Below are 23,734 nucleotides of genomic sequence, written 5' to 3'. Positions count from 1 at the left end.
TCTGTTAGCCCTCGTTGAAAATGTCGTTAAAGCCCTGCTGAATCATCTGCTTGAGCAGGGCTTTGTCGGTGACCGCAGCGCTGTCGAGATTCAAGCCGACATAGCAGTCTTCGGCGATAGAAACCAGCGAGATCATTGCAGCGCAACCCGGTAAGGGCGCGAAGGGATAGAGGGCAGTGACGGGCCTACCCGCCAGGCTGGGCCGATTCTGAGTGCCTGGCACATTGCTCATCTGAATGTCGGTGCCGCGCAACTGCTGAGACATCTGCCGGGCCACCAGCGAATCCGGAAGCGAATTCAGTACCGGCATCAGTAACATGGGCGCGGTCAGGGCGACCTCCCGGCGCTTGCGCTGAACCTGCCGATTGACGACGGAAATCAGCTGAGCGGTATCGCCGCACAGCGGCCCGGAAATCTGCAATGGTACAAAGTGATTGCCGCCACCCTGTTTGCCTTCCGGGCGGACATTCACCGGGATGGTGACCGGCACTGCGGGGTGTTCAACACCGGCGTGCTCGTGGTACAGCCAAAAGCCGCGCAACACGCCTGCGATAAAGATGTCGTTCAGTTTGACCGAGCGGCTTTTTGCCGCGCCTTTCATCGCGTCAAGGGGAAGGGTGAAGCCGTCAAATTGCCAGCGGTCGTTGCGGTGGGACATCAGCGGCGAGGGCTTGGCATCCGGCGGGGAGAGTACCCGGCTCAGGGATGAGACATAGCGGGCGAGCTCGCTGGCAGCGCCTTTACGGCGGGAAAGTTTGACGAGCAGGGCGCCAGAACGTTGGGCGCGGGTTTTGAGTGCTTCGCGAGAGAGCAGTGAGCGTCGCAAAACCGTCAGCGCCGGTGTTTTGGGCTGGCCATCCTGGCTGCCAAAATCGTCGACCTGTTCGGGAATATCGCTGTGAAGAATGTCGAGCAGTTGCGCGATTCCAATCCCGTCAGACATGGCGTGATGAATCTTGATGATCAAGGCCGATTGATTGTTTTCGAGATTCGAAACATACATCAGCTCCCAGGGGGAATGCGCCCGGTTAAAGTCATCCATGGCGAAATCTGCGGTTATGTCGAACACCTCGTCGAGGCCGCAGTTGCCCCCGTCCACCAGGATCAGGTGGTTGTCCAGAGAGAAGTGGGTGTCGGTCTGCCAGACCGGATTGGTAAAGGGCAGGGCTTTTACCAGGCGTTGCGACAGTCGGGGTGCGCGCTGTAGTAAGTAGTTACATACCTTGCGGATCTCGTCGCTCGAAAGCGTGCCTTCAATGACTTCTATGCCGCACACCGCTGAGCGCAGGTTGTCGTATCTGTCGAGGCGCCACATCAGCGACTCAAAGGCGTTGAGGCTATCATCTGCATGCCAGATTGTCGGCTCAGGTGAAGGGGTTGTTGCTGTCATGTTCGGATCCTTTCAGGCGATAGCGTACTGGGTGGTGCCGGGCCAGTCGGCAATGATTTCCCGGTAGCTGTTTTCAATCTCATCGATGTGTGACTGCATGTTGTCGAGGGTCCAGTCGATACAATCGATGGGGGGCAGCACACAGACATCCACCGTGCCCGGACGCATCCACAGGCTGTCGCGTGACATGCACTCGGCGGCGTTGCGAAGGACCACCGGAACAATGGGCACACCGGCCTGCATGGCAATATGGAAGGCGCCCTTTTTGAATTTGCCGAGCTTGGGCGTATAGGATCGGGTGCCTTCAGGGCAGAGACCCACTGAAATTCCGCGGCTGAGTTTTTCGATGGCGGGGGCAAGCATCTCTTTGGCCTGGGCGGTATTGCCCCGGTCGATAAAGGCCATCTCCGAAAACTGCATAAAATGGCCCCAGCCGAACATGTCCTTGGCTTCTTTTTTCACCACCCCGGTGAAGTCCCGCCCGATAAGATTTACGCCAATAATCAGGTCCAGTGGTGACTGGTGGTTGAAGATAAAGACCGCCGGGCGCTGGGCCCACAAATTCTGTTCGCCGATAATATTCAGCTTGATTCCCGCCGCGGCCAGGCCGATATCACTACCCAGATTAAACAGCCGGTTCAGCGCCTTGCGCTTGGGGGTGCCGGCCACGGTTGAAACCAAGGTGCCGAGCAGCGACAAGCCCATGCCGGCGTCGCTGGCGATAGTGCGCACTTTTTCATTAACGCTGACCTTGGTCGGCGAGCGAAAGCGGAGCTGTGGCCAGGCATTTTTGCGCGCGGCGGCGGTCAGTCTTGATGAGGGGTTTACCGCGCAGGGGTGACCAACGCCGGAGAGAAAGTCGACATCTTCGCTGCCGTTGGCATAGGCGAAACAGTTATCGAGATTCAACTTATGGCGTTTGGCGTAATCGCTTACGGCCTGGGCCTTACCCTCTCCCCACAGGGTTGGTGCGTCGATGTCGCCGCTGAACTGGTCGTCGACCAGCTCAGCACGGGATGCCAGAATCTCATCGATCTCCAGTGCCTCGGCGCAGTGTTCGATCTGGTATTTCAGCGCTGACGAGGCCACCACAATCCTGTGACCACGGCGTTTGTGGGCGCGAATAATCTCGCTGATTTCCGGGTAAATGCGGGCGCCAAGTTCGGCAATAAATAGCTCCAGCCAAAGTTGGCGTACTTCGTCTTCGGTTTTGCCTTTCCAGTTCTTCAAGCAGCATCGAAGCAGATTGGCAAACTCGTCGTCGGTGGGGTCTTCCAGAAAGAGAAAGCTGACTATCTCCACGTAATCACGGGGTGACAGGCTGCGCTCCTTAAAAAGCCTTTTCAGATAAAGCCCCGCCGAGTAACCTTCGATAATCGTGCCGTCAAAATCAAAAAAGGCGACGATTTTCTTTCCCTTGGGTGCGGCGTCGATGGCGGCTTTCAGGTCGTTCAGGGGTTTGGTTGTGGTGATCGATGGCATGGCTGCTCTCACTAAAGTCGTTTGGGTCGCTTCTGCGAAGGGCCGCTATTCCGTATTGGCAGACTAGTGCTGAAGAGAAATGGCCCTCAGTCTTTCCAGGCGGCGAGCCAGCATTCTGATTTCCTGGCTTTGTTCCCGCCGAGCCTGTTCGATGTCCTCGCCACCGCTTGCCATCAGGCTCCGGGAGTCGAGAAGCTTGTACGCATTTTGAAAAGTCACCTTGCCAATAGAGGCCGGGCTGCTGATGCGCCGTTGCAGTAGGGCCTGCTTGCCATAGGCAAGGGCCTTGTTGAGCACATCCTTCTCGGTGGGCGACTCGTTGGCGGTGTAGAGCGAGATGACCTCGGCAACCACCCGATAGCCTTCGATATAGGGGAGTAACACGGCGTGAGCGGTAATCGGCGTAAAGCTCAGCAGCAGATTGTTGGCGTAAGCGGTGTCTGCCTGCAGTTTTGCTTCCCACTCGGTGTCATAGATGGCGAGTTCGGATTTGATATTGGTGAGGGACTGCTGTTTGTCGGCGTAGAAAAACTCAAACTTGAAAAAGTCCCGCAGGCGTTCCACTTCTTCCCAAAAGGCCTCAACGGGGGTTTCCGGTGAGACTACGGTCAGCTTCATCAGCGCCATCTCGGTGATCGCTTTTGAAACAAAGTGATGGGCGACGGTATTGCGGTAGTAGCTGGCTTCGCCGTGCTGGTCTTCGGGAATGGCGTAGACCACTTCCGGCCCGCCGTCATAGCGGGTAACCAGATTATTGGTCACCAGAATATCGAGCAGATTCAGCAGCGCGGTTTGCGGCGAGGTGGATAGCTCCTCGGTAAGGGGGATATCGCGCACCCTGGCCCATTGAACGCAACGGCTCATGTCTAACAGTAGTTCTTCAGCGGTCAATGCGCGAGGCGAAGCACCTAACAATATCATGCAGGCGATAGATGCCGAAGTGAGCGGTGATACCCTGTTGGCCTCGACTCCCACCCGGAAAGCCAGCTTTTGCAGTTCCAGTTTGTCGCTGAGATCGGGGGCCTCAGGCACTACCACCGCGTCGCCAAAGTCCATATGAATATGGCCCATGGGGCGTTGCATGCCCCGCAGGTATTCCAAAAACCACTTCAGGGATTCCGGGCGTTTGATGCCACCCTGTTGCTCGGTTGCGTAGTCTTTTACGTCTTCGATCAGGTCGTAGTTAATCGATACCGGAATAATGTGCAGGTTTCGAATGTCCCGGGGCTGCATCGACTCAAGTACGTATTTGAGGATGCCGTAACGTGGGGGCATCAGCTTGCCGGTGCGGGAGCGGGTGCCTTCAAAGGCCCAACTCATGGGAAAACGCTTGTTCAGCAAATAGCCGAGGTAGTGACGCAGTACCAGCTTGTAAGCTGGGCTGTCCTGAAAGTTGCGCCGTATGAAAATTGTGCCGGCGTGATGGGCAATAAAACCGAGGCCGAAAAAGGCCATATTGTTGCCGCCAATAATATGTGGGGGCGGGAAGTCTTCGTCAAATAATACGGCGTTAAGTACAAAGCCATCGATGTGAGACTTGTGAGTAAACAGAAACACGGTAGGGTGATTGCGGGCGATTTTCCGCACGTTTTCCAGCTTGTCCCGGTCTAGGCGGACATGCTTGTTGTAACCCAGCGAGGAGATAAAGCGGCTGAGCCCGCCAAAAATGTCTTGCCAGAAAGTGCTGGGCTTAGCGATCAGTTCTTCCATGATACGGGACACTTCCCGATCAACATGCTCAGGTGTTTGGTCTTGCGCCTGCTGGAGTGCTTCGAGCTCGGTGCGGAAGCGTTGGTCATTGCGCAATGCTTCGGCAACGCGGCGGGGCACTTTGTAGCGCCCGCCACGCAGCCTGCGCTCTTCAACATCAAGGGCGAGTCCGGCCTGACCGGCAATGTATTGGGCAAATGTTTTGTCATTGGGGTCTGTTTGACCGGTTTGGGTCCGATAGCGGTTGAGCAATTCGCTCATGCTGGCGGCTTCGGCAACAATAAAGCGGGAAAACTCGGGGTGGTGCTTGAGAATGGACGCCGCCTTACTATTGTTGGGTTTTCTCGGGTTTGCAAATAACAGATCCCGCACCCGCGGGGTAGCGTTTTTACCGTCGACAGAGGTCAGCCAGGTCAGCCTGACCGGCACGATGATACTGGCGGCGTGCTCGGTAATCTTTTTGGCAAGAGAGTCTGCTGAGATGTTCTCCTGGGAGCGTGCGATATCAACACAGACTTGGTCGCAGCGCCCGGCAAAGTCGGTTTCCATTTGCCAGGCGACGATTTTGTCCTTCAGGAAACGGGCTTCTACATCTGTGCCGGCGTCCATCAAAAACAGCACGCTTTCAGTTTGCAGGTTAGGGATACTTTCCGTGTTCGTGCGGTTTGGGCTTTCAGTGTTCATCGGGGTGGCTGCATGCTGGGTGTTGGCTTGGCCTAGCTGCGTATTGGCGGCGCCGTGAGGGCTCATTTCGGTGCGATCCAGCATGTTGAGTTCCTTCGCTTGTTCTGGCCATTTGGGGCATTTGACACGCTATAAGATATACCGTCCAATACTATTATTTTTGTAATATACGTTTTACGCATACCATGTCACAGTACTGGAGCCTAGGGCCTGTTGACACTAATTGGATTACGCCTGTTGTTGTGGCTAAAAATTCACCAATCAAGGCGTGAGGAGAGAGGTTTGGTTATTCCAAATGAACGACGAACAACGAAGAGTGGTGGATTTTTAGCCACAACCCGGAGGGCTGGGGCCATTTTTGCCCCCAGCGTTGTTGGAGTTCGCTTATTTGGAATGACCAAACTGCGCTCACTCCGCCTAGCTGGAGGCAAAAATGACCGCCAGCAGGTGCAATTCAATTAGTGTCAACAGGCCCTAACGTGGGGGCGGTGTGAACACTAATAAACTGCGCTACATTGTTGCAGTGGATCGCTATGGGTCGATGAGCGCGGCGGCAGAGGCGATTCATGTTTCCCAGCCCAGTCTGACCCGCACCGTGGCAGAACTGGAAAAGGAGCTGGGTTTCGCGTTGTTTGAGCGCCGTGCGCGGGGTATGCGGGCAACCGCGTTGGGGCGCAATATTATCGACAGGGCGTCGCGTATTCTGGCAGATATCGATCAGTTAAGTGCGGATGCCCGAACCTTTCGTGAGTACCGAGAGTCCCAGCTGCGGCTCTGCATTTCCCCGCCACCCCTGGTGAGCTTGTTGAACTCGGCGCTGCCCCAGTTGCTGCAGTACTACCCGCGTCTGAAAGTCGAAATCAAATCGGTGGCGAGTGAACGGGCTGTGAGTCTGTTGCGGGCGGGCGACGCCGACATGATCATCGGTTCAAGCCGGGCCTTGAGGGAGCATTCTGAGCTAAAAACCATTCCGGTCAGGCCTTTTGCCGGTTGTTTCTTTGTGCGCGCTTCCCACCCCCTGGCCAGGTTAAAAAAAGTTACTCCTAAGGAAATTCTGGATTATCCTCTGGTGCTGCCTGAACGCGATGGTGGGTCGCCAGAGATTACCAGCAAGCTGCTGGGTAAAACCGAGATTCCCCTCGACCACCAGATTCATATCATCGGCTATTTTCCACTAGTTTGTGAAGTGGTCGCGGCAACGGATGCAGTTGCCTTTGTTGGTCGCGCGTATCGCAGCAATGCGGACTTTCTGACGCGCTTTTCTCTGTTACCTATTGAATACGTGGGCTCTGTTGAGCTTTGCTGCGCCCACCGCCATGGTACGGAGTTGTCAGCGCCAGAACGGGTATTAATTGAGATGATGCAGTGACGTTACACAGAGCATCATACTGACATTGAGTAACTAATAAGGCGTGGCCTTGGAGTGGACTCGTGGTCCATGCGGTTAATTCTGTAACGATTGTTTTGCGCGCTCCACCGAGGCCAAAATTTGACCTGCAGGCTTCGTCCATTTAAATGGCCTCGCTCTCCCGGACTAAACCGCGCCATCCACAGACGAAGGTATTTGTGAGCGCCTTTATAGGACGATACTACAGGAATTTTATCAACTCGCTCTTCACCCAAAGAGCTCCGGACTGATTTGGAAAACTGGCTGGACTACTGCGACAATCAAGAAACCCCTCAGGGCAAGAAGTGCTGCGACAGAACACCGCTGAAAACCCTGTTCGATGGTAAACGAATTTGGAAGGAAAAGTTCGCAAACTGAGTCTGACCTGACAGACGCCCGATAATAAACCGGTATCTGTCAGGTCAAGTCTGAACTACTACGCCTGAGCCGCTTCAGCTCAAGTTATTTTTACTGTATACCCGTCAACTGTCGTTTTTTGGGGATAGCTTAACCATAAGTTCTGAATAGCCGCGTACGAAGTTTGACTGAACCAACTCAGGCTCGGCAACTACTTCGATTTTATCAAAACGTTTAAGAAGCTCTTCCCAGAGAATGCGGAGCTGTAATTCAGCTAGACGGTTACCCATACAACGGTGAACTCCGTATCCAAACGACATGTGATTCCGCGCATCTCTGCGATCAATGACAAAATCATCTGGGTTTTCGAACTTTCGTTCGTCCCGATTACCCGAAGCATACCACATTACTACACGGTCACCCTTTTTGATGGTATCTCCGCCCAACTCAACATCCTGCTTCGCGATTCTGCGCATGTAAGCCAGCGGAGTTTGCCAACGAATGATTTCCGATACCATGTTAGGAATCAGCTCCGGCTTTGCCTTCAGCTTTTTAAATTCTTGAGGGAATTTTTTCATGGCCACTAAACCACCACTCATTGAGTTACGAGTAGTGTCATTGCCACCAACGATAAGTAGCGTCAGGTTGCCAATAAACTCCATCGGGCGATTGATAAGATCTTTAGTGTCTTCGTTGCTCTGTAGCAAGCTGATCAAGTCGAAACCAGCCTCTTCCCCCGCCGCGCGCCGGGCCTCCTTATCCCGCCAAAGCTTGGAAAAGGATCTTGCCATGTCTGCTGCAGCATCAAACATTGACCCTTCATCAGCAAACTCGCCACCAGTCGCTGATGCCGCACCAGCCATACGGTCCGACCATTCAACTAACTTGTGACGTTCTTCATAAGGAAAGTCCAACAGTGTTGCAAGCATTCGACCCGTCAGCTCCTTTGATACCATGGGTACCCAGTTGAAAGGTTTTTCCAAGGGCAAGCTATCAAGTACATCTTTGGTACGAGATCGAATTAAATCTTCCAATTCCTTTAAATTTTTCGGTGCGACCACTCCCTGGACCGAGCTGCGCTGCACATCGTGCTTTGGCGGATCCATCGCTATAAACATCTCCACCGACAGCCCCTCCGGAGGGTCACCCAGAATAATCTGCGGCTCGGCGGAAAACAGGTCGTGCCTTTTATCTACAAACATGATGTCTTCATATCGAGTTACCGACCAGAAAGGACCAAAAGGACTCTTCTTTTGGTAATGAACCGGAGCCTCATCACGCAACCGTTTGAAATAAGCGCGCCACTGATCCTGCCTATATAGAAATGGATTGCTGACATCGATATCCTCTAGGGCGAGCGTGTTTACGTCCGGAATCGCTGACTCAACAAATTCAGGTACCGGGCGGCGTGTACCGAAGGCTTTCTTTTTAGCACCCATCAATAGTTTAAGCCCGTGAATTTGCCTGTGCATCGGCACGATTTTGGATGTAGCATTAATCACATGGGACTGAATATCGTAAAGCGTTTTGGATATTGTTGACATGCGCTCTCCTATGCTCACATTTGGAACTCGGGTAAATAGACGAAAATGCCGTCCATCGCGTCAGTAGCAATCACCTGGCAGCCCAGGCGCGACGTACTGGCTCGCTCAGGTGTCATCGACAGCATCTGCTCCTCTTCTTCATTAGGCACACCGGTCTTGCTGAACCATTCGTCTGCGATAATGACGTGGCAAGTGCCACAAGCGCACTCTCCTCCACAATCACCGTCGATGCCAGGAATAGCATTGTCTACGGCAATTTGCATTAGCGAGGAACCATGCTTGAACTCAGCGACATGTTTGGTTTGATCGTGCTCTATAAATGTAACCTTGCCCAATATCCTTCTCCTGCGAGTTGTTTTGAGATAATAATTTTCGCTTTATCACAACACAGGCGTCAGGTCATTTCTTGACAAACCCGGGTCATTTTAGGACACAATGTATCTGCTTTATCGGAAGGAGAACTAACAGTGGTAGCGCAAGAATTAGAGGGTTCGCAACGCCGCAGAAGCGATGTCCCATCGAATTATTCGCGACTGATAGCCCGCGAGCTTGGTTTGACCGCCAAACAATTACCACTACTACTAAGGGGCACTGGCATCGGAATAACGCAGTTTTTGGCAGACGATAGCCTGATAACTATCGAACAGCAGATCCGTATCTTACACAACGCTATGGAACTATCCAACCAGCCTGAATTAGGGTTACTGCTTGGCAAGCGACTGACCCCAGCAACTCATGGAACGATGGGATTTGTTGCCTACAGCAGCCCCAACTTCCTCACTGCGCTTCAAGCGATTCATGTATACCTGCCTACTCGCGCGAGCTTCACTGAACTACGTTTGCAGGAAGTCGGTGAGCATCTTGAATGTACTCTAGACTTTCAGGAGGCCCTAGACGACAACATACAGCGGTGCCTAGCGGATGTGATGGTCAAGGCACTTTTCGAATTCGGCGAATTCATGATTGGCCGGCCCTTGCACGGTGCAGAAATATTCTTCGCTCATCCTAAGCCCGAATACCATTCGATATATCCGGAATTCTTGTCCGGGCGTATTAACTTTGGCTGCGAACAGCTAAAATTGAGATTTCCGATGTCATTGTGTCGGGAACCCAACGCCTCTGCCAACCACGAAAATTATCGTCTCGCCTTACAGCAGTGTGAAGTCATGCTTGCGCAGCTTCAGTCTGATCAACCCACCTATCAGACGCGGTTGAAGAAAATGATGTTATCCCGACCGCCGGGAACGCTAAGTGAAAATGAGGCCGCAGCTTCATTATTTATGAGCAAACGCACACTCGCACGTAAGCTCAAAAAGGAGTGCACTAGCTTTCGCGAAATTCGCGACGAGATTCTGTCTCAGCAAGCAGCGAGCTACCTACTAAATACCCAATTGTCCATCGAGGCCATTGCCGCGTTGATGAACTATCACGACGGAGCCAATTTCAGGCGTGCCTGCAAGCGCTGGTTTGGCCGACCACCTGAGCAAATCAGGAGAAGTGGTAGAGCATAAACCTCGCATCGCCCTCACGGGCGGCCCTATACAGCTCCGGCGCCTGCATAGCCAGATACTATGTTTGCGTACCTTTATTAACCACCCCGTCGATAGCGATCTGCCAGATAAAGTCACCGATAGCGTCCAGCGAATGATCACCGTTTGGGTCAAACCAGGTCGCGACCCAATTCAGTGCCCCAAGCCCGAAGAGTCGGAGCAAACGGTGATCGATATTCTTCCGTGTTACGCCGTTTTCAACCGTGTTTTCAATGATTCTTGACCACAGGGATTCGTATTGGTCACGCAGGTCGATGACATCTTTGCGAGCCTCCGGACGCAGCGCTCGCCACTCAAACAGCAGCACGTAAACCGCGTCCGAGTCCACCAACAAGGCTCGCAAATGCGCATTGATGCAAAGTCGCAATTGCTCTGCCGGGTCATCAGAGCTCTCGTACGCCGACTCGACCTCAGAAGACACTAAGTCAATTCCCCAACGCATCAGCTCGACAAGGAGGGCCTCCTTAGTCTTGTACCGATAATGCAAACTCCCAGGAAGCATGCTGCAGGCTTCCGCAATTTCTTTAAGCGAAGTCTTCTCGAACCCTTTCTCACGAAAAAGTCGAGCTGCATGAGTCAAAACATCGCTCTTATCGCCTAGCTTTCCCGCGGAAAAAATCTGTCTGTTAACCATGGCTATAACAAACCCTTGAGCAATTTAGATTATTATTCGTAGTAGTGCCTCGTCGCCTCGATCGTACTTCATAAAACTGGTGATCCGCTAATAACACATAAAAAACCTTGACCTTTGGTTGGTTAACCAACCAAAATTAGACACGAATGATATGCGGGCTGTCAATGCGATGACAATGACCAATGAAAAAGTAGCGATTCCCGCCAACGCTAACCAGTTAGAAATATAGAGCAAGCTGCGAAATCCTAAATGACAGATTCGAAGCATAATCAGTGGAATTCAGCCACAGCGATAGCTTGGCAGTTTACCGAACAAGTCCCTCACAGCAGGGATCTGGGCATGCAGATTATCTCTATCACCAAAAACCAAGCATGTATTCGCTTGCCGCCCAACCCGCGGTTGTTCGTCGACGATAATACCGAGGAATTCTGCGCCAGTGTGCTTTACTCCCTGGCAGACTCAGCCAGCGGGTTAGCCGTGCTTGCAGAGGCAAGGGATTCGTCACCAATTGCCACGCTAGATTTACGGGTGGATTATTTTCAACCAGCCAAGGGCGATCGCGCCCTATTGGCGGTAGCAACCTGCCCCAAGTTAACAGAGGAGGTCGCATTCATTCATTGCGACATTTTCCACGAAGGCTGCCATGAGCTACTGGCGACAGCGAATGCAACCTTTATGCGCAACACTCTAGGTGGAAGAATTCTAGCAAATGAACGCGCCTAGGGGGATGTATGTGCACTACCGGTAATTCGAAACACCAGGCCGCTGGCGCCGCCAATAGCCCCGACGAGTGCTTAGCCTGGCAAGGCTTACTGGAACGCATTCCGTATGCCCGGCATCTTGGGCTTCAGGCCCAAACTGACAATGGAGGAGTCTTAATTCATTTGCCCTATCGTGAGGCATTGATCGGCAACTTTAAGCTACCCGCGCTCCATGGCGGCGTTCTAGCCGCACTAATCGAGCTGACCGCACGGACGGCTGCTCAACGTCGAGATAAAGACCACCGTTGCCCACGCATTCTAGACAGCCACATTAACTATTTGCGCTCCGCGGCTATCCTTCCGACTTTCGCCAGCGCAGAAATTATTCGACAAGGCAGGCGAACAAGCCTGGTCGAGGTAATGTGTTGGCAAGACAATAGGGCTGCACCGATTGCCAGCGGACGAGTCCAGCTGTTACTCCCGGCAGTAGTCGCCACGAATACAGAAGCTCAGGAGCAGTAGACAGACCATGCCTCGGCGAAGCGAATTTCAAGCTACAGACGGACAAGCAATCACATTCTGGCGCTGGCCACAGTCTCAATCGCGCCCAATGCTTCACTGGGCACACGCTACGGGATTTCATGGTCGCCTATACCAGCCACTCCTTGATGATATTCAGGCCGAATGCAATGTCCTGGCTTGGGACATGAGAGGTCATGGATTCAGTGCCAATGCAGCAGAAGCATCGACATTCCGCGGATGGGAAACCTACTATCAGGATTTAACTACGCTACTGGATCACCTCGATACACCGATTTGGTTGGCCGGCCATTCAATCGGTGGAACCGCAAGCATCATGGCCGCGGCCCGTCGCCCAGAGAAAGTGCTCGGATTGATTCTTGCGGAGCCTGTAATTATGGATAGAAAACAGGGTCTGGAGATGTGGCTCGCCAAACGGCTGCGCAGGTCACAACGCCTAGCGCTTGCTGCGGGAGCTGCGCGTCGGCGCGCAGTCTTTGAGTCGCACGAAGCTGCGGTGAATCACTACCGTGGCAGAGGTATTTTCAAAACTTGGCCTGATACCTGGCTAGAGGCCTATGTTCGCTTTGCTTTCATGGATCACGAGGATCACATACGCCTTGCTTGCTCGCCGGAGTGGGAGAGCACCACCTTTGCTCAGACTGAACACAATCCATGGCCTGGTATTCGCCAGTTACGTTGCCCAGTAGTCGCTTTGTCCGGGGAGCGAGGATCAACTTTCTCGTTAGCCGCACGCGAACGCTTGCAAACCTTACTACCTTCCGCAGACGTTAAAGTGATCGAGGATACGACCCATTTTCTTCCGATGGAAAAAAGCGATACAGTACGCGCCGCCATTCATCGTCTTGTTTCGCAAAAGTAAGACAATCAACGATTATAGCTACCGATCCCACTGCTTTTGCTAATCGAGACGCGCGCGGGCATTACGACTGAATACTGTACCTGCAGTGACTGACCTTTCCGCTATTTAGCAAGCACACCCAAAACCCAGTCGTTCATAGTAGAAAACTCTGCTAAACCTAATGTCAGGGGTTTTCCTATGCGGACTACGACATGACAGCAGACATATACTAACAATATAAAACATAACGAAAATCGTGGCTCACCTCCACCTCGGGATGAATATTCGAGAGACGACTAAAACCGCATCAATGCTTAGCGCAGTTTACGGTCAAACCCAGGCATGGTACCGCGTTAGTAAAAGTTTGGGTTCGGGTTTGGCCCAACGCTTTCTTGATGTTTTAGCATTGCGAACGAGTGCGTTTAATCCAAACGACGATTTGTCTGAACTAATTTGCCACTACTATAGTGGCGAAGGTTAGCTCGGTAAAACCGTATTTCTGGCATACGTTTACCTTTTATTGGTATTGCTAACCCTCGCACGATTACCCGAAAGTATTCAGCCTAACACACTACATCTCGGCCGACCTTCCTCGTAGAAGCTGGTGATAAATTTCTGCTTATAGCGCTAAATCCATTCACACTCAAACTGCCGCGCCTCTAGTTCTCCAGCACCGCATCTAGAGCAAGGAAATCCGAACTCGGCAGTATATTACCGCCCAGTAAAAGATTATAAACTCCTGCGCCATCTAATATAGCTATGTCACCATCACTCAAAACTGGGGTTATTAACACAACCCCCAAAAGCCCATTAACGATGTTAACGGCCTCTTCTACTCCGCCAACCACCGGAAGGCCACGACCATCTAGGGGCGGCAGACTACCAACAATTGGCAAACTCGACAACACAGTAAGATTTTCATTAAACAACACTTTGTCGACTATATTGTTGTCCCCGATCAAAACTGAAGTAGCAGGAAGTATCGCAGCCAGGCCCTGCCCCTGGTTCCCAACTGTTAAGGATCCTAAAATTGGCACTTCAAGAGCCAATGCAGGCACTTTCCATGAAAAAAAAGCAAAGCAAATCAGTAAGACCTTTAATATTTTCATATAACACCTCTCAATTGTTTATTACTTTTTTAATATCTATAGGTAAATTCAAGCCCATAAGTTGCCGGCGCACCTTGCTGGTAGTAATCAAAACCAAAACCTGCTTGTAGATTTATTGCATACGCGTCGTACTTGGTTTCCGTAATGTTTTTCCCCCATAACGCCACACTATAATCTTCATTGTGTGAAAACCAGGTAACTCTTGCATTATATATAGCGTAAGCATCTTGCTTAATTTTGTCGTAACCGATTTTATCATTGTACGCGCTGTACCACTGATCGTCCTGATAATTACCGTTTACATTTAAGCTAAGATAGCCGTAGGAATTACTTAACAGCTCCCAGTCAATTGAAACGTTAGCGCTTATTTTCGGCGCCGAAATTAACTCATTCCCAGACAGGTCAACAACATCATCGTCATCATTAACGGTCTGAACATTTGAAAGCTCAAGCTCAGTGTATTCAGTTTCAAGAATACCAACACCAATTTGCGCCGTTAGCTTCTCTGTAAGGGCAAAAAACATCTCCGACTCAAACCCGATTATCTTCGAGCCACCGGCATTTTCGAGGAAGTTAGACACACCAACCACATTAATAAATTGTTGATCTGTGTAGTCATAATAGAAAAAGGCACTATTGACACGGCCTCTTCTATCCCAAAAGTCAGCCTTAAAACCTAACTCATAAGCGTCAAGAAACTCTGGCGAGGCATAGGCATTCTCAAAATCACGCTCCTCATAGTACACACCTGAATTGAAATTGCCCGAGCGAAAGCCTTTACTGTATGACGCATAAACCATAAGCGAATCATTAAATCTGTAGTCAATGCCAAGCTTACCCGTCCACTCTTTCTCCTTTGAGCTCATCGGTGTTGCCGATTCTGTGGTGTACGGGCCATGGGTATAGCCTGTACGAGCTGTTAGCAAAATATCGTCCAATGTTAGATCACCACTCAACAGCTGTTGTATGAGCAGCCCAGGCTCTAACGGACTCTGACCAGCGACGTTGAGGGGTATAAAAATGTTATCGACTCCTGTCGTATTCCCCGGTACATATGTTCCGCGGGGTGATCCATCATAGCCGACGCGGGAGATGTTCAAGTAGCGAAGATCAACACTGTCCTCCGTATAGCGTAGCCCAAAATCCATGCCGAGCTGCGCCGTAATATTCCATCTCAGCTGAGAATAAACAGCAAGGCTTTCCTTCTCTGTGTCCATTTTCTGGTCAAGAGCACCAAAGTCAAGAAGATAGGGATAGTAACCGGTAACACCAGGAAAGGTCACCGCAGTTCTCAAATCCGGAGGCGTGCCATAAAGGCTATAAATATTATGGAGTTGCTGATCTTCCCAGGCATAGTACGCGCCAGCAATTAAGTCGACATCGTCGCCAAGGGTTGTAGATAGCCGAAGATCTTGACTGAAGGCCTGGGTTGCTACGGACCAGTTAATTTCGAGATGCTCCTCGGGACTACCATCAACGTTTTGAGCCTGGGCGTAGTCGTTGTCTGTATATGAGGTAATAGATGTCAATGTGTATGAATCATTCAAATATTCAATCTTATGCACCAACTGATCCAGATTAACGACCAAAGGACCAGTGAAGTTGTCGTCAACTTCATAATAATCCAGACCTTCTGCCGGCCGAGAATAGCCAACTATATCTATGTAGCCATTATTTGGCCGATCATTTACACCGACGCCAGCCGTCTCTAGCGCTGTAACCAATGCAGGGTTTTTTGATAAATCGCCACGAGGTTCGTTTCTACTAGGGCTAGCTAGGCCGTCATTTCTGGCCTTGGTGTACTTAAACACCATATTTATATTGTCGGAAACATTTGCATTAAGAACTAATCTGGCCCCCTGAAAATCTTGCTGGGAGAGGTCATTTCCGCCAAATCGATTTTCGTAGTAACCATCTCTTCGCGAATATGAATACGCCAATCTTGCTGCCAGAACATCCTCTATTAACGTACCCTCAACACCATAGTCACCCTTCTGGCTATTATAGTTACCGATACCTTGCTTAATATTGTAGTGAAACCCCTCATTAATTTCTGGGGTCTTTGTTATGATGTTTATCGCACCACCAGTCGTATTCTTACCATACAGCGTTCCCTGCGGCCCCCGTAGTACCTCTAGGCGAGCCACATCAAAAAAGCTCATCCCATGAGTATATACCGCGCCCATGTATGCCTCATCATTGTACACACCGATAGGGCTGGCTTGATTAGAGGAGTAATCAGACATACTCACCCCCCTGATTGAAAATATCGGCTGAACATCCCCGTAAGGACCACTAACCTGCATATTTGGTACTTGAGCCGAGATATCGTTAGCACTGGAAAAGCCAAATTTTTCCAATGTGTTTTCCGACATCCCCGTTATCGCTATAGGCGTATCCTGGGTGCTTTCAGATTTCTTTTGCGCAGTTACCAAAACCTCCTCAAGCATTGGCGCCGCATGAACAGCTTTCATACAGCCAAACCCGGAGACCAGCACTAGGCCACCAAGATATACATAACGATTAAACATCAATCACCTCAAAAGTTTGTCGATTATAATTATGCCAACCTTCTAACTGGTTGACGGCAAACCACAACCTCTGCTCCAGGGCCAAAAATTCCAGCCAGCCATCGGCCAAATGATGGACGTTCTAAAAGCGATTCCTCGAACGGAGCCACATACTCATTCAAGGCTGCCCCCTACTGGCACGTTCCGGACTGACGCAATTATTCTAAACCCCCTGCGCCAGCAGTTTATTGCAGATATAGATGAGCGATACTACCCAACAACAAAGCAAATTAATTGCCTTATCAGGACTTTCTCTTTACATTAGCGGTCACACACATCATCTCCCCAACGGAAGAAAATTACCCCTCCCCATACTTAGCCCGAGCGGCCTTCGCAAAGCCAGGTGCCCCGCTTGCAAAGCGGCCCCTCATCCTCCCGTAACCCATCACCAAACCAGGTGAGCGACTCAATTTAAAACAATTATTGGTATGTGCAATCCGCAGCAGCCAGACCGCACGAAATCTCGCCTTACGCCAAGTAAAATCGACCCCAAAGCACCAATCACGACAGGCGAATAACGACCACAACCTGAACACTGATGGGCATTGACTTTATATGCGACAGAAACCCATAGAGACACCCAACGATCCGCCAAGCATGAATGCCTATTTGTCCAGCTATGACAACCCAATGGCACACAAAGATAAAACTCTTCGCAACTTTTTAGCTATGGTTGCTTTTCACAAGCCAAGACACTAAATCAGAAGTATTCCAATCTCCACACTCAGGATACACCTCAACAAAGGCTATAAAATAGAAAACACCTAAACCAATGTGGCACAGAATTATTCTACGACTGACGCGACCAGGCCTGCATACGCACCTCACCACATCGACTTAGCTGGAATCATTATTACTCGTGATAAATGGAGTCCCGACCGAGGCGCTCTTGACTTAATCGATTTTAGACCCCTACTTACAAGGTTTTGCAACAGTAATTCACGAATCGAAGTCACCAAAAGCCACTAGACTTAGAACATCGTTCAGGACCTCTAAGACAGCCGAACTCCACGAAAAAATACGCCGAACATCGTCCGAAATGATAAATATACATAACGAGATGACAATACATAGTGCGCTCTCATTATATAATTTACCGTTGCCAATATGCCTTAACGTATCAATTCCGCCGCCTGTTATTTTTCAGATAAAAAAGGGCGCCCCAGGAGTGCTTTATGAAGAAGATTGCAGCGAACGATCCTTTGGGACATTTATCTTTGGCGAACACGGCATGGGTCACAAGCAAAAAATATTTATATTTGTCGTCCCTCGCCCTGCCTCTAGTGCCGATACTTTCTGCGTATATCGCTCTAAAATCAGGTAATGGTGCTTGGTTCTGGCTATTTGTTGTCTTTTTTTATTTAATATTTCCCTTTATAGATCACCTGATGGGAGATGACCCCGCCAATCCGAATGAGGATCTTTCCGCAGAGTTATCGAAGGATCGATATTATGTAAAACTTATGTATTTTGCTACAGCTATGCATTGGGTGGCGGTTTTTGCAATGTCCTATGCTGTTGCGAAGAACGGGCTGTCATGGGGCTGGCTCAGCATCTTGGGCGCCGCTCTTTCCCTAGGCCTTGCAAATGGCTTGGCCTTGGTAGCAGGACATGAACTTGGACATAAAGTAAATGACAAGGGGCAATTAGCTGCGGCAAAAATAATCTTGGCATGTAGTGGATATGGTCATTTTACGATAGAGCATAACAAGGGCCACCATAAAGATGTTGCGACACCCGAGGACCCAGCCTCTAGTCGCCTCGGCGAGAACATCTATAAGTTTATGCTAAGAGAAATACCCGGCGCAGCCAAAAGAGCCTGGCACTTAGAGAAAGCGAGACTCGCAAGACTCGGTAAATCATCTTGGTCATTTAGTAATGAAATTATTCAACCAGCATTAATAACGATAACGGCCTATTCAATCATTGTATCGCTCTTTGGCTGGATTATGATTCCCTTTTTATTACTATCTGCCGCATATGGTTGGTGGCAGTTAACATGCGCCAATTATACTGAACATTACGGGCTATTGAGAGAAAAGCTTCAATCGGGTAGATATGAAAGGTGCCAACCACATCATTCATGGAACAGCAACTCCAAAGCCTCAAACCTACTCTTGTTGCATTTACAGCGTCATTCGGATCATCACGCTCATCCAACCAAACCGTATCAGGTTCTCCGGGATTATGACAACGTACCAACGATGCCATTTGGGTATCCCGCCATGTTCGGTATTGCCATGATCCCTCCATTATGGTTTGCCTTGATGGACCAGAGGGTTATTACCTGGGCTAATGGTGACCTCAACAAGGTTAATATCTCGCCAGACAAAAAAGAGAAATACAAAAGCTTGAGTCTGAAGTTAACAGGGGCTTGAGTTTTATATTATCGCCCTTCTCCAACGTAAATAATTAACCGGAAAAGCTTCCTGCCAGCTTTTAAACGCTGGCAGAGATGTAATGTAGGTGAGCACATGTCTAAAGATTTTCAATGTCCTGATTGTGGATATATCTATCGAAATGAGGATGGCTGCCCCAGAGAGGGCTACCCCAAGGGGACGCCATGGGATGATTTGCCAAAGGATTTCCCTTGCCCAGATTGCTTTGTTCGCGAAAAACCTGACTTTATTGCTATAGATAAAACATAGCTCATCGAACAACGGGGATACATTTTTATGGCTAAGTTTGAGTGTTCTACATGCGGGTTTATATATGACGAGGCACTAGGCTGCCCAGAAGATGGCATCGAGCCGGGTACGCCATTCTCCGAGCTTGATGACAGCTGGTGCTGTTTAGAGTGTTCGGCACCAAAGGAAGATTTCTTTCATATTATTTAGCAACCCAAAATAACATCCGACATATAAAGACAATACCATATCACAACGGAATGCAAGCGCGGGGCGAACTAGAAGGATAAACGGTACCTCTTGGGATATTATAGATTTACAAAGCGTCGCTTTTAAAGTGGCTTCAAAGGCTTAAGCTAACGCTGCCGAGGTGGCTGTGGCGGCGGGTTTGATTGTAGAACATCTCGATGCAGTCGAACACATCGGTGCGGGCAACGTCACCGGTTTTACAGATGCGTTTCTTGATTTGCTCCTTTTTCAAACCGATGAAGAAGGACTCCGCAGCCGTTTAATCACGGCAGTTGCCGCACCGGCTTATACTGGGTTGTTAGTCGTGTTTCGTACAGAATCGCGGTCAAGCATGACTGCCGTATTGGTTCCTGATCTGTTTCTTTGGCCTCACGCTACCTCGGGCGCCGACGCCAAGCGGCCGCCAATATCTCTTCTAGACCACTGTTTTTTTGAATTAGGCTTCATCAAGCAACCCCGGATTATTCTGTAGGGCAGGTCGACTACAGTTGCGAGATAGCTCCAGCCCAAGCCTGGTTCTTATAGTGGTGATATCGGTGACCGAAAATTGATCTGACTGCTCAGCAATAACTCAATAAATGCCCGAGTTAGCTAATTCGGTGCAATTATCGCCGTTCAGCGAGTGATCGTACACGATACCTTATAGCCACGATCTGACTTGATTTGGTGATTTCGGATGATTTTCATTAAGCGCTGAACACCGAACGGCTCGCCAATTTCACGGAGTTACTGAAACACCCTGGGGAAAACATAAATATCATAGCTGGCATATTAAGATTTGCGTATAAGCAACGGCAATACTCAAAAGCTCGGTCAGGCAGCCGTATAGCAAGCCGCTTATAAATGCCTACGCCCAACACATCGAGCAGTTGACACATTCAAAGCATGCCGAGGCCGATGCCATGTGCGGCGCCCAACGCTACGAGCGCAGCCCAGTTCGCGTTGATACGCGCGCGCACGCTCCACTCCAAGGGGGGGGGTGAAGTCAAGCTGCAGATGCCCAAACTGCGCAGGCAGGCCTTTGAGACTGCCATCATTGAGCGCTACAAGCGACGGGAAGCTTCCATCAAGGAGGCGCTGATGGAGATGTATCTGGCAGGTGTATCTGAGCGCCGGGTCGAGGATATTACCGATGCCATGTGTGGCACCCGTTTCAGTTCTGACACTTTCAGCAAGCTAAACAAAAAAGTCTATCAGCACATTGAGACGGGGCGTGACCGGCCCATTAAGGGCAAGCTCGCTTTTGTCCACCTCAATGGCATCGTCCTGAAGCACAGCTGGACCAGCGAGGCCAAGAATGTCTCAGTATTGGTCGCCATTGGGGTTGATCAAGACGGTTACCGTAGCATTCTCGATGTTCATGAAGGCCACGAGGAAGACAATACCGGCTGGGGTGGCTTCCTGGCACACCTCAAACAGCGCGGTTTGAAGGGCGTCCAGCTTATCATTTCGGATGCCTGCCCGGGTCTGGTGGAATCCATCGCCGACTGCTACTCCGATGCCGACTGGCAGCGCTGCGCCGTGCCGTACACTTCTTCCGCAATGGCTTCAGCCATGTACCGCGCAATAAAATGCGGCAGGTGGCCGCGATGCTCAAGGCCATTCATGCCCAGGAGAATCGGACTGCGGCGCAAGAAAGGGCCGTCAAAGTCGTGGCAGAGCTTTGCGAAATGGCGCTGGCCAAAGCCGCCGACCTGATCGACTCCAAGTTTAACGGAACCCTCACGTACTACAGCTATCCCCCCAACCCCTTGGTTTAAGCTCAAGACCAATAATCCGATGGAAAGAATCATGCGGGAGATTCGGCGCCGGACTCGGGTAGTCGGAGCGTTTCCTGATGGGGAGTCGGGAGTGATGCTGGTCGGAGCCAGGTTACGCCACATCACCATCACCAAATGGGGCACCCGCAAGTACGTCTCAATGGACTGGCTAAGGCAGCATGATTTGGAGGCACAACACTCAGCTTGAGAAGCCACCGCCAAAGAATGTGCGAAAGATTTTTGACCCTACCCGTCGCGGCGTTAACCCTCTTTTACAAGCTGTGATCAGAGACACCTATCCACTCCGATGCATCGCTGACTGAATATTTCGTTTCAATGATCTGATGAACGGACTCATCCTTAAATTCTGCTGTATATCTTAGATATGCTCATAGAGTTGCGCGGAGTTGCCTGAGTTATCCGGAAAATCCCGATCCCCGATGCGCTAGCCACAACAAAATGACGCCAACGCCCGAAGCAGTGTAGCTTCGGCCGCGACTTAATGCTAACAATACGATAGTGAAACCTGCAGCTTTGCAAAAGGAACGAAGCTTACAGCCCAGCGTGATCGTGCAGGGAAACTGCGGCATAATGCTACTTTTGTACCTTTCTTCAACCACTAGATAGAGAACAAATTAAAGCGAGAAATTGCAATAAAAAAAGAGCTTACTAAAATAGCAGTAGCGTCACCCATCATGCTCGTTGAATTCTTTCTTACAATCGGAGATTTTTACCAATGGATTATTCAAAAAATTATGTAAAGCCGACATGTTTAAATGGATTTTGTGAATTGGTGAAAGAATTAAACGGTGACCCGGCTCTAATTTTGCAAAAGCATGATATAGATGTAAAAAAACTTACAGACGAAAATTATATATTCCCTTACTCAGAATTTTGCAATTTATTGGAGGACTGTTCTAAAATATTTAACTGCTCCGATTTTGGCATTCGTCTAGCCAAAAAGCAGGACCACAATATACTAGGGCCTGTCGCGTTTATAGTGATATCAGCGGCTACGGTTGAAAAGGCTATAGTAACAGTTGGCGCCTACCTTTATTTTTTTACACCAGCAATAAAGCTTTCTCTGGAAGACATATCAGGTACCACAATTGCAAGCCTAGAAATACGTGACAGAACGGGCGAGCAGTTCCCTCAAGCTACAGAGCACATGGTTACAGCGTGCTTTGAAATTATTCGGATTATGATAAATCACCACCTTATTGTCGATGCCATATGGTTTAAACACGCTCCGATTTCCAGTGAAAATACATACAAGAAACATTTTCCCGTTACAGTTAAATTCAACAGAAGCCATAATGGCAATTTACTCTCCCCCAAAGCCCTTCAGGAAAAAATACCATCTGGTAACTCTGCGTTATACAAAATAATCGTGAAATATCTTGATGAAAACAAACATGAGGGACTACATCAGTCTTTGGACACTGAAGTTAGGGATTTAATTAAAAAAATAATGCCTACCGCAAAGCTATCTCGCGCTTTTATAGCTGAGCATCTCAACATGAACGAGCGATCCCTACATCGTCGCCTTAAAGAATGCGGATACACTTACGAACAGCTGCTAGATTCAGTCAGGAAGCAGGAGGCTGAAAAATTCATGAGAGATAATAGACTACCAATATCTCAGATCTCCGGCTTATTGGGCTATTCTGAACAAAGTTCTTTTAACCGCGCATTTAAACGCTGGTATGGTGTAGCACCAAGAGACTATTTTAAGAATAAAAATTAGGACACCTTTGATTATAGCTGCCAACGAACGAAGGTTACTCACCCTGATCATAGAGGCATCGCAAAAACGATAAAACAACTTTCCCTGACAAAAAGCCTCGAGAAGCACTCCTGGAATAGTCTCAAGTAGCATTTTCTCGAAGACATGTGACCTTACCCCCTAGCTTGGAGTAGTCATAGCAATTGCCCCACCTCTACCCCAATCCACAGGCAACGAGTCGTAGGCCGAGCAGCGTCGAACAAGAGCTGATCTTTGGCGAGTGGGTTTAGAACGGAAAATGTAGTGCGATCTGCAAGGATCACTCCACGCTGGACTAGACTTAAAAGACAGACAGCCGATATCGGACATTTACTGAAGCTCAGTTCGACTTCAACTTAAGAAAGTCGAGAATCCGCGCTCGAGTGGAACATGGCTTTGGCATTATGTAGGGTCAGATTGGCCCCGCAATGCCTGTTCTAATGGTGGCAAAAAAAGCATATTTCGAAACAATGGAGCAAACCCCAGCGGCAGCCTCCCGATAACCACCGCTAAGTGCGCCATGCACGTACCAGCGACATCTCGTTAAAAAACCCAGAAACGAGTGAAATGAGCACCTGATTTTTGCAAATGACTGCCTTCATGTTAGTTTGCTTCAAGCTAGAAAACCCTACCTTCAAGGACTCCATCAAGTAGAGCGGAATATCAAACGAAGGGCCGAGTTAACGCTCGAAGCTCTATCAAAGCAGCGCTCCTCCGCTAGCGTGTTAACTAGACGATACGTAAGCGGTCTATAAACCCCACCTAAAATTGCTGCCGGGACTTCGCTACGCTCCAGACTTTTCAGATCTGGAGTATCCAATGAGCACCGAGTCA

Annotated in this window: 18 protein-coding genes and 3 pseudogenes; 10 read left to right on the top strand and 11 right to left on the bottom strand. The window is 49.8% G+C overall.

Annotated elements, in window-relative coordinates:
• Window positions 1-4: 4 nt before the first annotated feature.
• From HNR64_RS15530 to HNR64_RS15520, 3 genes are all read right to left on the bottom strand, one after another.
• Complete coding sequence (locus HNR64_RS15530) at window positions 5-1,390, bottom strand: wax ester/triacylglycerol synthase domain-containing protein (RefSeq protein ID WP_204997334.1); 1,386 nt, start codon at window positions 1,388-1,390, stop codon at window positions 5-7.
• Between the two features lie 12 nt (window positions 1,391-1,402).
• On the bottom strand, window positions 1,403-2,872 hold the full coding sequence (locus tag HNR64_RS15525; RefSeq protein ID WP_204997333.1) for an HAD-IB family hydrolase: 1,470 nt from the start codon (window positions 2,870-2,872) through the stop codon (window positions 1,403-1,405).
• Between the two features lie 63 nt (window positions 2,873-2,935).
• The gene (locus HNR64_RS15520) at window positions 2,936-5,350 is read right to left on the bottom strand and encodes a glycerol-3-phosphate 1-O-acyltransferase (RefSeq protein ID WP_204997332.1); all 2,415 of its coding nucleotides are present in this window, start codon (window positions 5,348-5,350) and stop codon (window positions 2,936-2,938) included.
• 406 nt (window positions 5,351-5,756) lie between these two features.
• On the opposite strand from HNR64_RS15520, the gene HNR64_RS15515 reads away from it, so the two are divergent.
• Complete coding sequence (locus HNR64_RS15515; RefSeq protein ID WP_204997331.1) at window positions 5,757-6,635, top strand: LysR substrate-binding domain-containing protein; 879 nt, start codon at window positions 5,757-5,759, stop codon at window positions 6,633-6,635.
• Between the two features lie 500 nt (window positions 6,636-7,135).
• Here the strand turns inward: HNR64_RS15515 and HNR64_RS15510 are convergent, their stop codons facing one another.
• Together HNR64_RS15510 and HNR64_RS15505 are read right to left on the bottom strand one after the other, a co-directional pair.
• The gene (locus HNR64_RS15510) at window positions 7,136-8,554 is read right to left on the bottom strand and encodes a cytochrome P450 (protein ID WP_232787437.1); all 1,419 of its coding nucleotides are present in this window, start codon (window positions 8,552-8,554) and stop codon (window positions 7,136-7,138) included.
• Between the two features lie 14 nt (window positions 8,555-8,568).
• Window positions 8,569-8,889 carry a 2Fe-2S iron-sulfur cluster-binding protein gene (locus HNR64_RS15505; RefSeq protein WP_198570196.1) on the bottom strand — a complete coding sequence of 107 codons (321 nt, stop codon included), beginning with the start codon at window positions 8,887-8,889 and terminating at the stop codon, window positions 8,569-8,571.
• 132 nt (window positions 8,890-9,021) lie between these two features.
• Here HNR64_RS15505 and HNR64_RS15500 point away from each other — a divergent pair, with 132 nt between their 5' ends.
• Window positions 9,022-10,065: a transcriptional regulator CypR gene (locus tag HNR64_RS15500; RefSeq protein ID WP_204997330.1), complete on the top strand. Its 1,044-nt coding sequence runs from the start codon at window positions 9,022-9,024 to the stop codon at window positions 10,063-10,065.
• A 58-nt stretch (window positions 10,066-10,123) separates the two neighbouring features.
• Here the strand turns inward: HNR64_RS15500 and HNR64_RS15495 are convergent, their stop codons facing one another.
• Window positions 10,124-10,525 carry a TetR-type transcription factor C-terminal domain-containing protein gene (locus HNR64_RS15495; protein WP_232787524.1) on the bottom strand — a complete coding sequence of 134 codons (402 nt, stop codon included), beginning with the start codon at window positions 10,523-10,525 and terminating at the stop codon, window positions 10,124-10,126.
• Window positions 10,526-10,558: 33 nt separating this feature from the next.
• Window positions 10,559-10,738: pseudogene (locus HNR64_RS17570) on the bottom strand (TetR/AcrR family transcriptional regulator); the annotation flags it as partial.
• Between the two features lie 249 nt (window positions 10,739-10,987).
• Here HNR64_RS17570 and HNR64_RS15490 point away from each other — a divergent pair.
• From HNR64_RS15490 to HNR64_RS15480, 3 genes are read left to right on the top strand one after another with little or no spacing between them, the layout of a single operon-like run.
• Window positions 10,988-11,461 (top strand): PaaI family thioesterase, encoded by a 474-nt coding sequence (locus HNR64_RS15490; protein WP_204997329.1) that lies wholly within the window; start codon window positions 10,988-10,990, stop codon window positions 11,459-11,461.
• 8 nt (window positions 11,462-11,469) lie between these two features.
• Window positions 11,470-11,961, top strand: a complete 492-nt coding sequence (locus tag HNR64_RS15485) for a PaaI family thioesterase (protein ID WP_204997328.1) — start codon at window positions 11,470-11,472, stop codon at window positions 11,959-11,961.
• A 7-nt stretch (window positions 11,962-11,968) separates the two neighbouring features.
• Entirely contained in the window at window positions 11,969-12,841 is an 873-nt protein-coding gene (locus HNR64_RS15480; protein WP_204997327.1) for an alpha/beta fold hydrolase, read from the top strand.
• A gap of 638 nt (window positions 12,842-13,479) precedes the next feature.
• Here the strand turns inward: HNR64_RS15480 and HNR64_RS15475 are convergent.
• Together HNR64_RS15475 and HNR64_RS15470 are read right to left on the bottom strand one after the other, a co-directional pair.
• Entirely contained in the window at window positions 13,480-13,929 is a 450-nt protein-coding gene (locus HNR64_RS15475) for a hypothetical protein (protein WP_204997326.1), read from the bottom strand.
• A gap of 29 nt (window positions 13,930-13,958) precedes the next feature.
• Window positions 13,959-16,460, bottom strand: coding sequence for a TonB-dependent receptor (locus HNR64_RS15470; protein WP_239547918.1), 2,502 nt, complete (start codon window positions 16,458-16,460; stop codon window positions 13,959-13,961).
• Between the two features lie 1,214 nt (window positions 16,461-17,674).
• Here HNR64_RS15470 and HNR64_RS15465 point away from each other — a divergent pair.
• From HNR64_RS15465 to HNR64_RS17245, 3 genes are all read left to right on the top strand, one after another.
• Window positions 17,675-18,877 (top strand): alkane 1-monooxygenase, encoded by a 1,203-nt coding sequence (locus HNR64_RS15465; protein ID WP_204997325.1) that lies wholly within the window; start codon window positions 17,675-17,677, stop codon window positions 18,875-18,877.
• A gap of 96 nt (window positions 18,878-18,973) precedes the next feature.
• Entirely contained in the window at window positions 18,974-19,147 is a 174-nt protein-coding gene (locus HNR64_RS17250; RefSeq protein WP_232787435.1) for a rubredoxin, read from the top strand.
• Window positions 19,148-19,174: 27 nt separating this feature from the next.
• Window positions 19,175-19,336, top strand: coding sequence for a rubredoxin (locus tag HNR64_RS17245; protein WP_232787434.1), 162 nt, complete (start codon window positions 19,175-19,177; stop codon window positions 19,334-19,336).
• 133 nt (window positions 19,337-19,469) lie between these two features.
• On the opposite strand, the gene HNR64_RS15455 is transcribed toward HNR64_RS17245, so the two are convergent.
• A complete protein-coding gene (locus HNR64_RS15455; RefSeq protein WP_198570188.1) occupies window positions 19,470-19,607 on the bottom strand; it encodes an IS3 family transposase in 138 nt (45 codons plus the stop codon).
• A gap of 652 nt (window positions 19,608-20,259) precedes the next feature.
• Here HNR64_RS15455 and HNR64_RS17565 point away from each other — a divergent pair.
• Window positions 20,260-21,343: pseudogene (locus HNR64_RS17565) on the top strand (IS256 family transposase); the annotation flags it as partial.
• 64 nt (window positions 21,344-21,407) lie between these two features.
• Here the strand turns inward: HNR64_RS17565 and HNR64_RS17560 are convergent.
• Window positions 21,408-21,503, bottom strand: a pseudogene (locus tag HNR64_RS17560) (hypothetical protein); the annotation flags it as partial.
• 368 nt (window positions 21,504-21,871) lie between these two features.
• On the opposite strand from HNR64_RS17560, the gene HNR64_RS15435 reads away from it, so the two are divergent.
• The gene (locus tag HNR64_RS15435; RefSeq protein ID WP_198570186.1) at window positions 21,872-22,882 is read left to right on the top strand and encodes a helix-turn-helix domain-containing protein; all 1,011 of its coding nucleotides are present in this window, start codon (window positions 21,872-21,874) and stop codon (window positions 22,880-22,882) included.
• Window positions 22,883-23,734 lie beyond the last annotated feature (852 nt).

The organism is Spongiibacter marinus (genome assembly GCF_016906995.1).
Lineage (GTDB): Bacteria > Pseudomonadota > Gammaproteobacteria > Pseudomonadales > Spongiibacteraceae > Spongiibacter > Spongiibacter marinus.
This window is presented reverse-complemented; position numbering and strand designations above follow the sequence as displayed.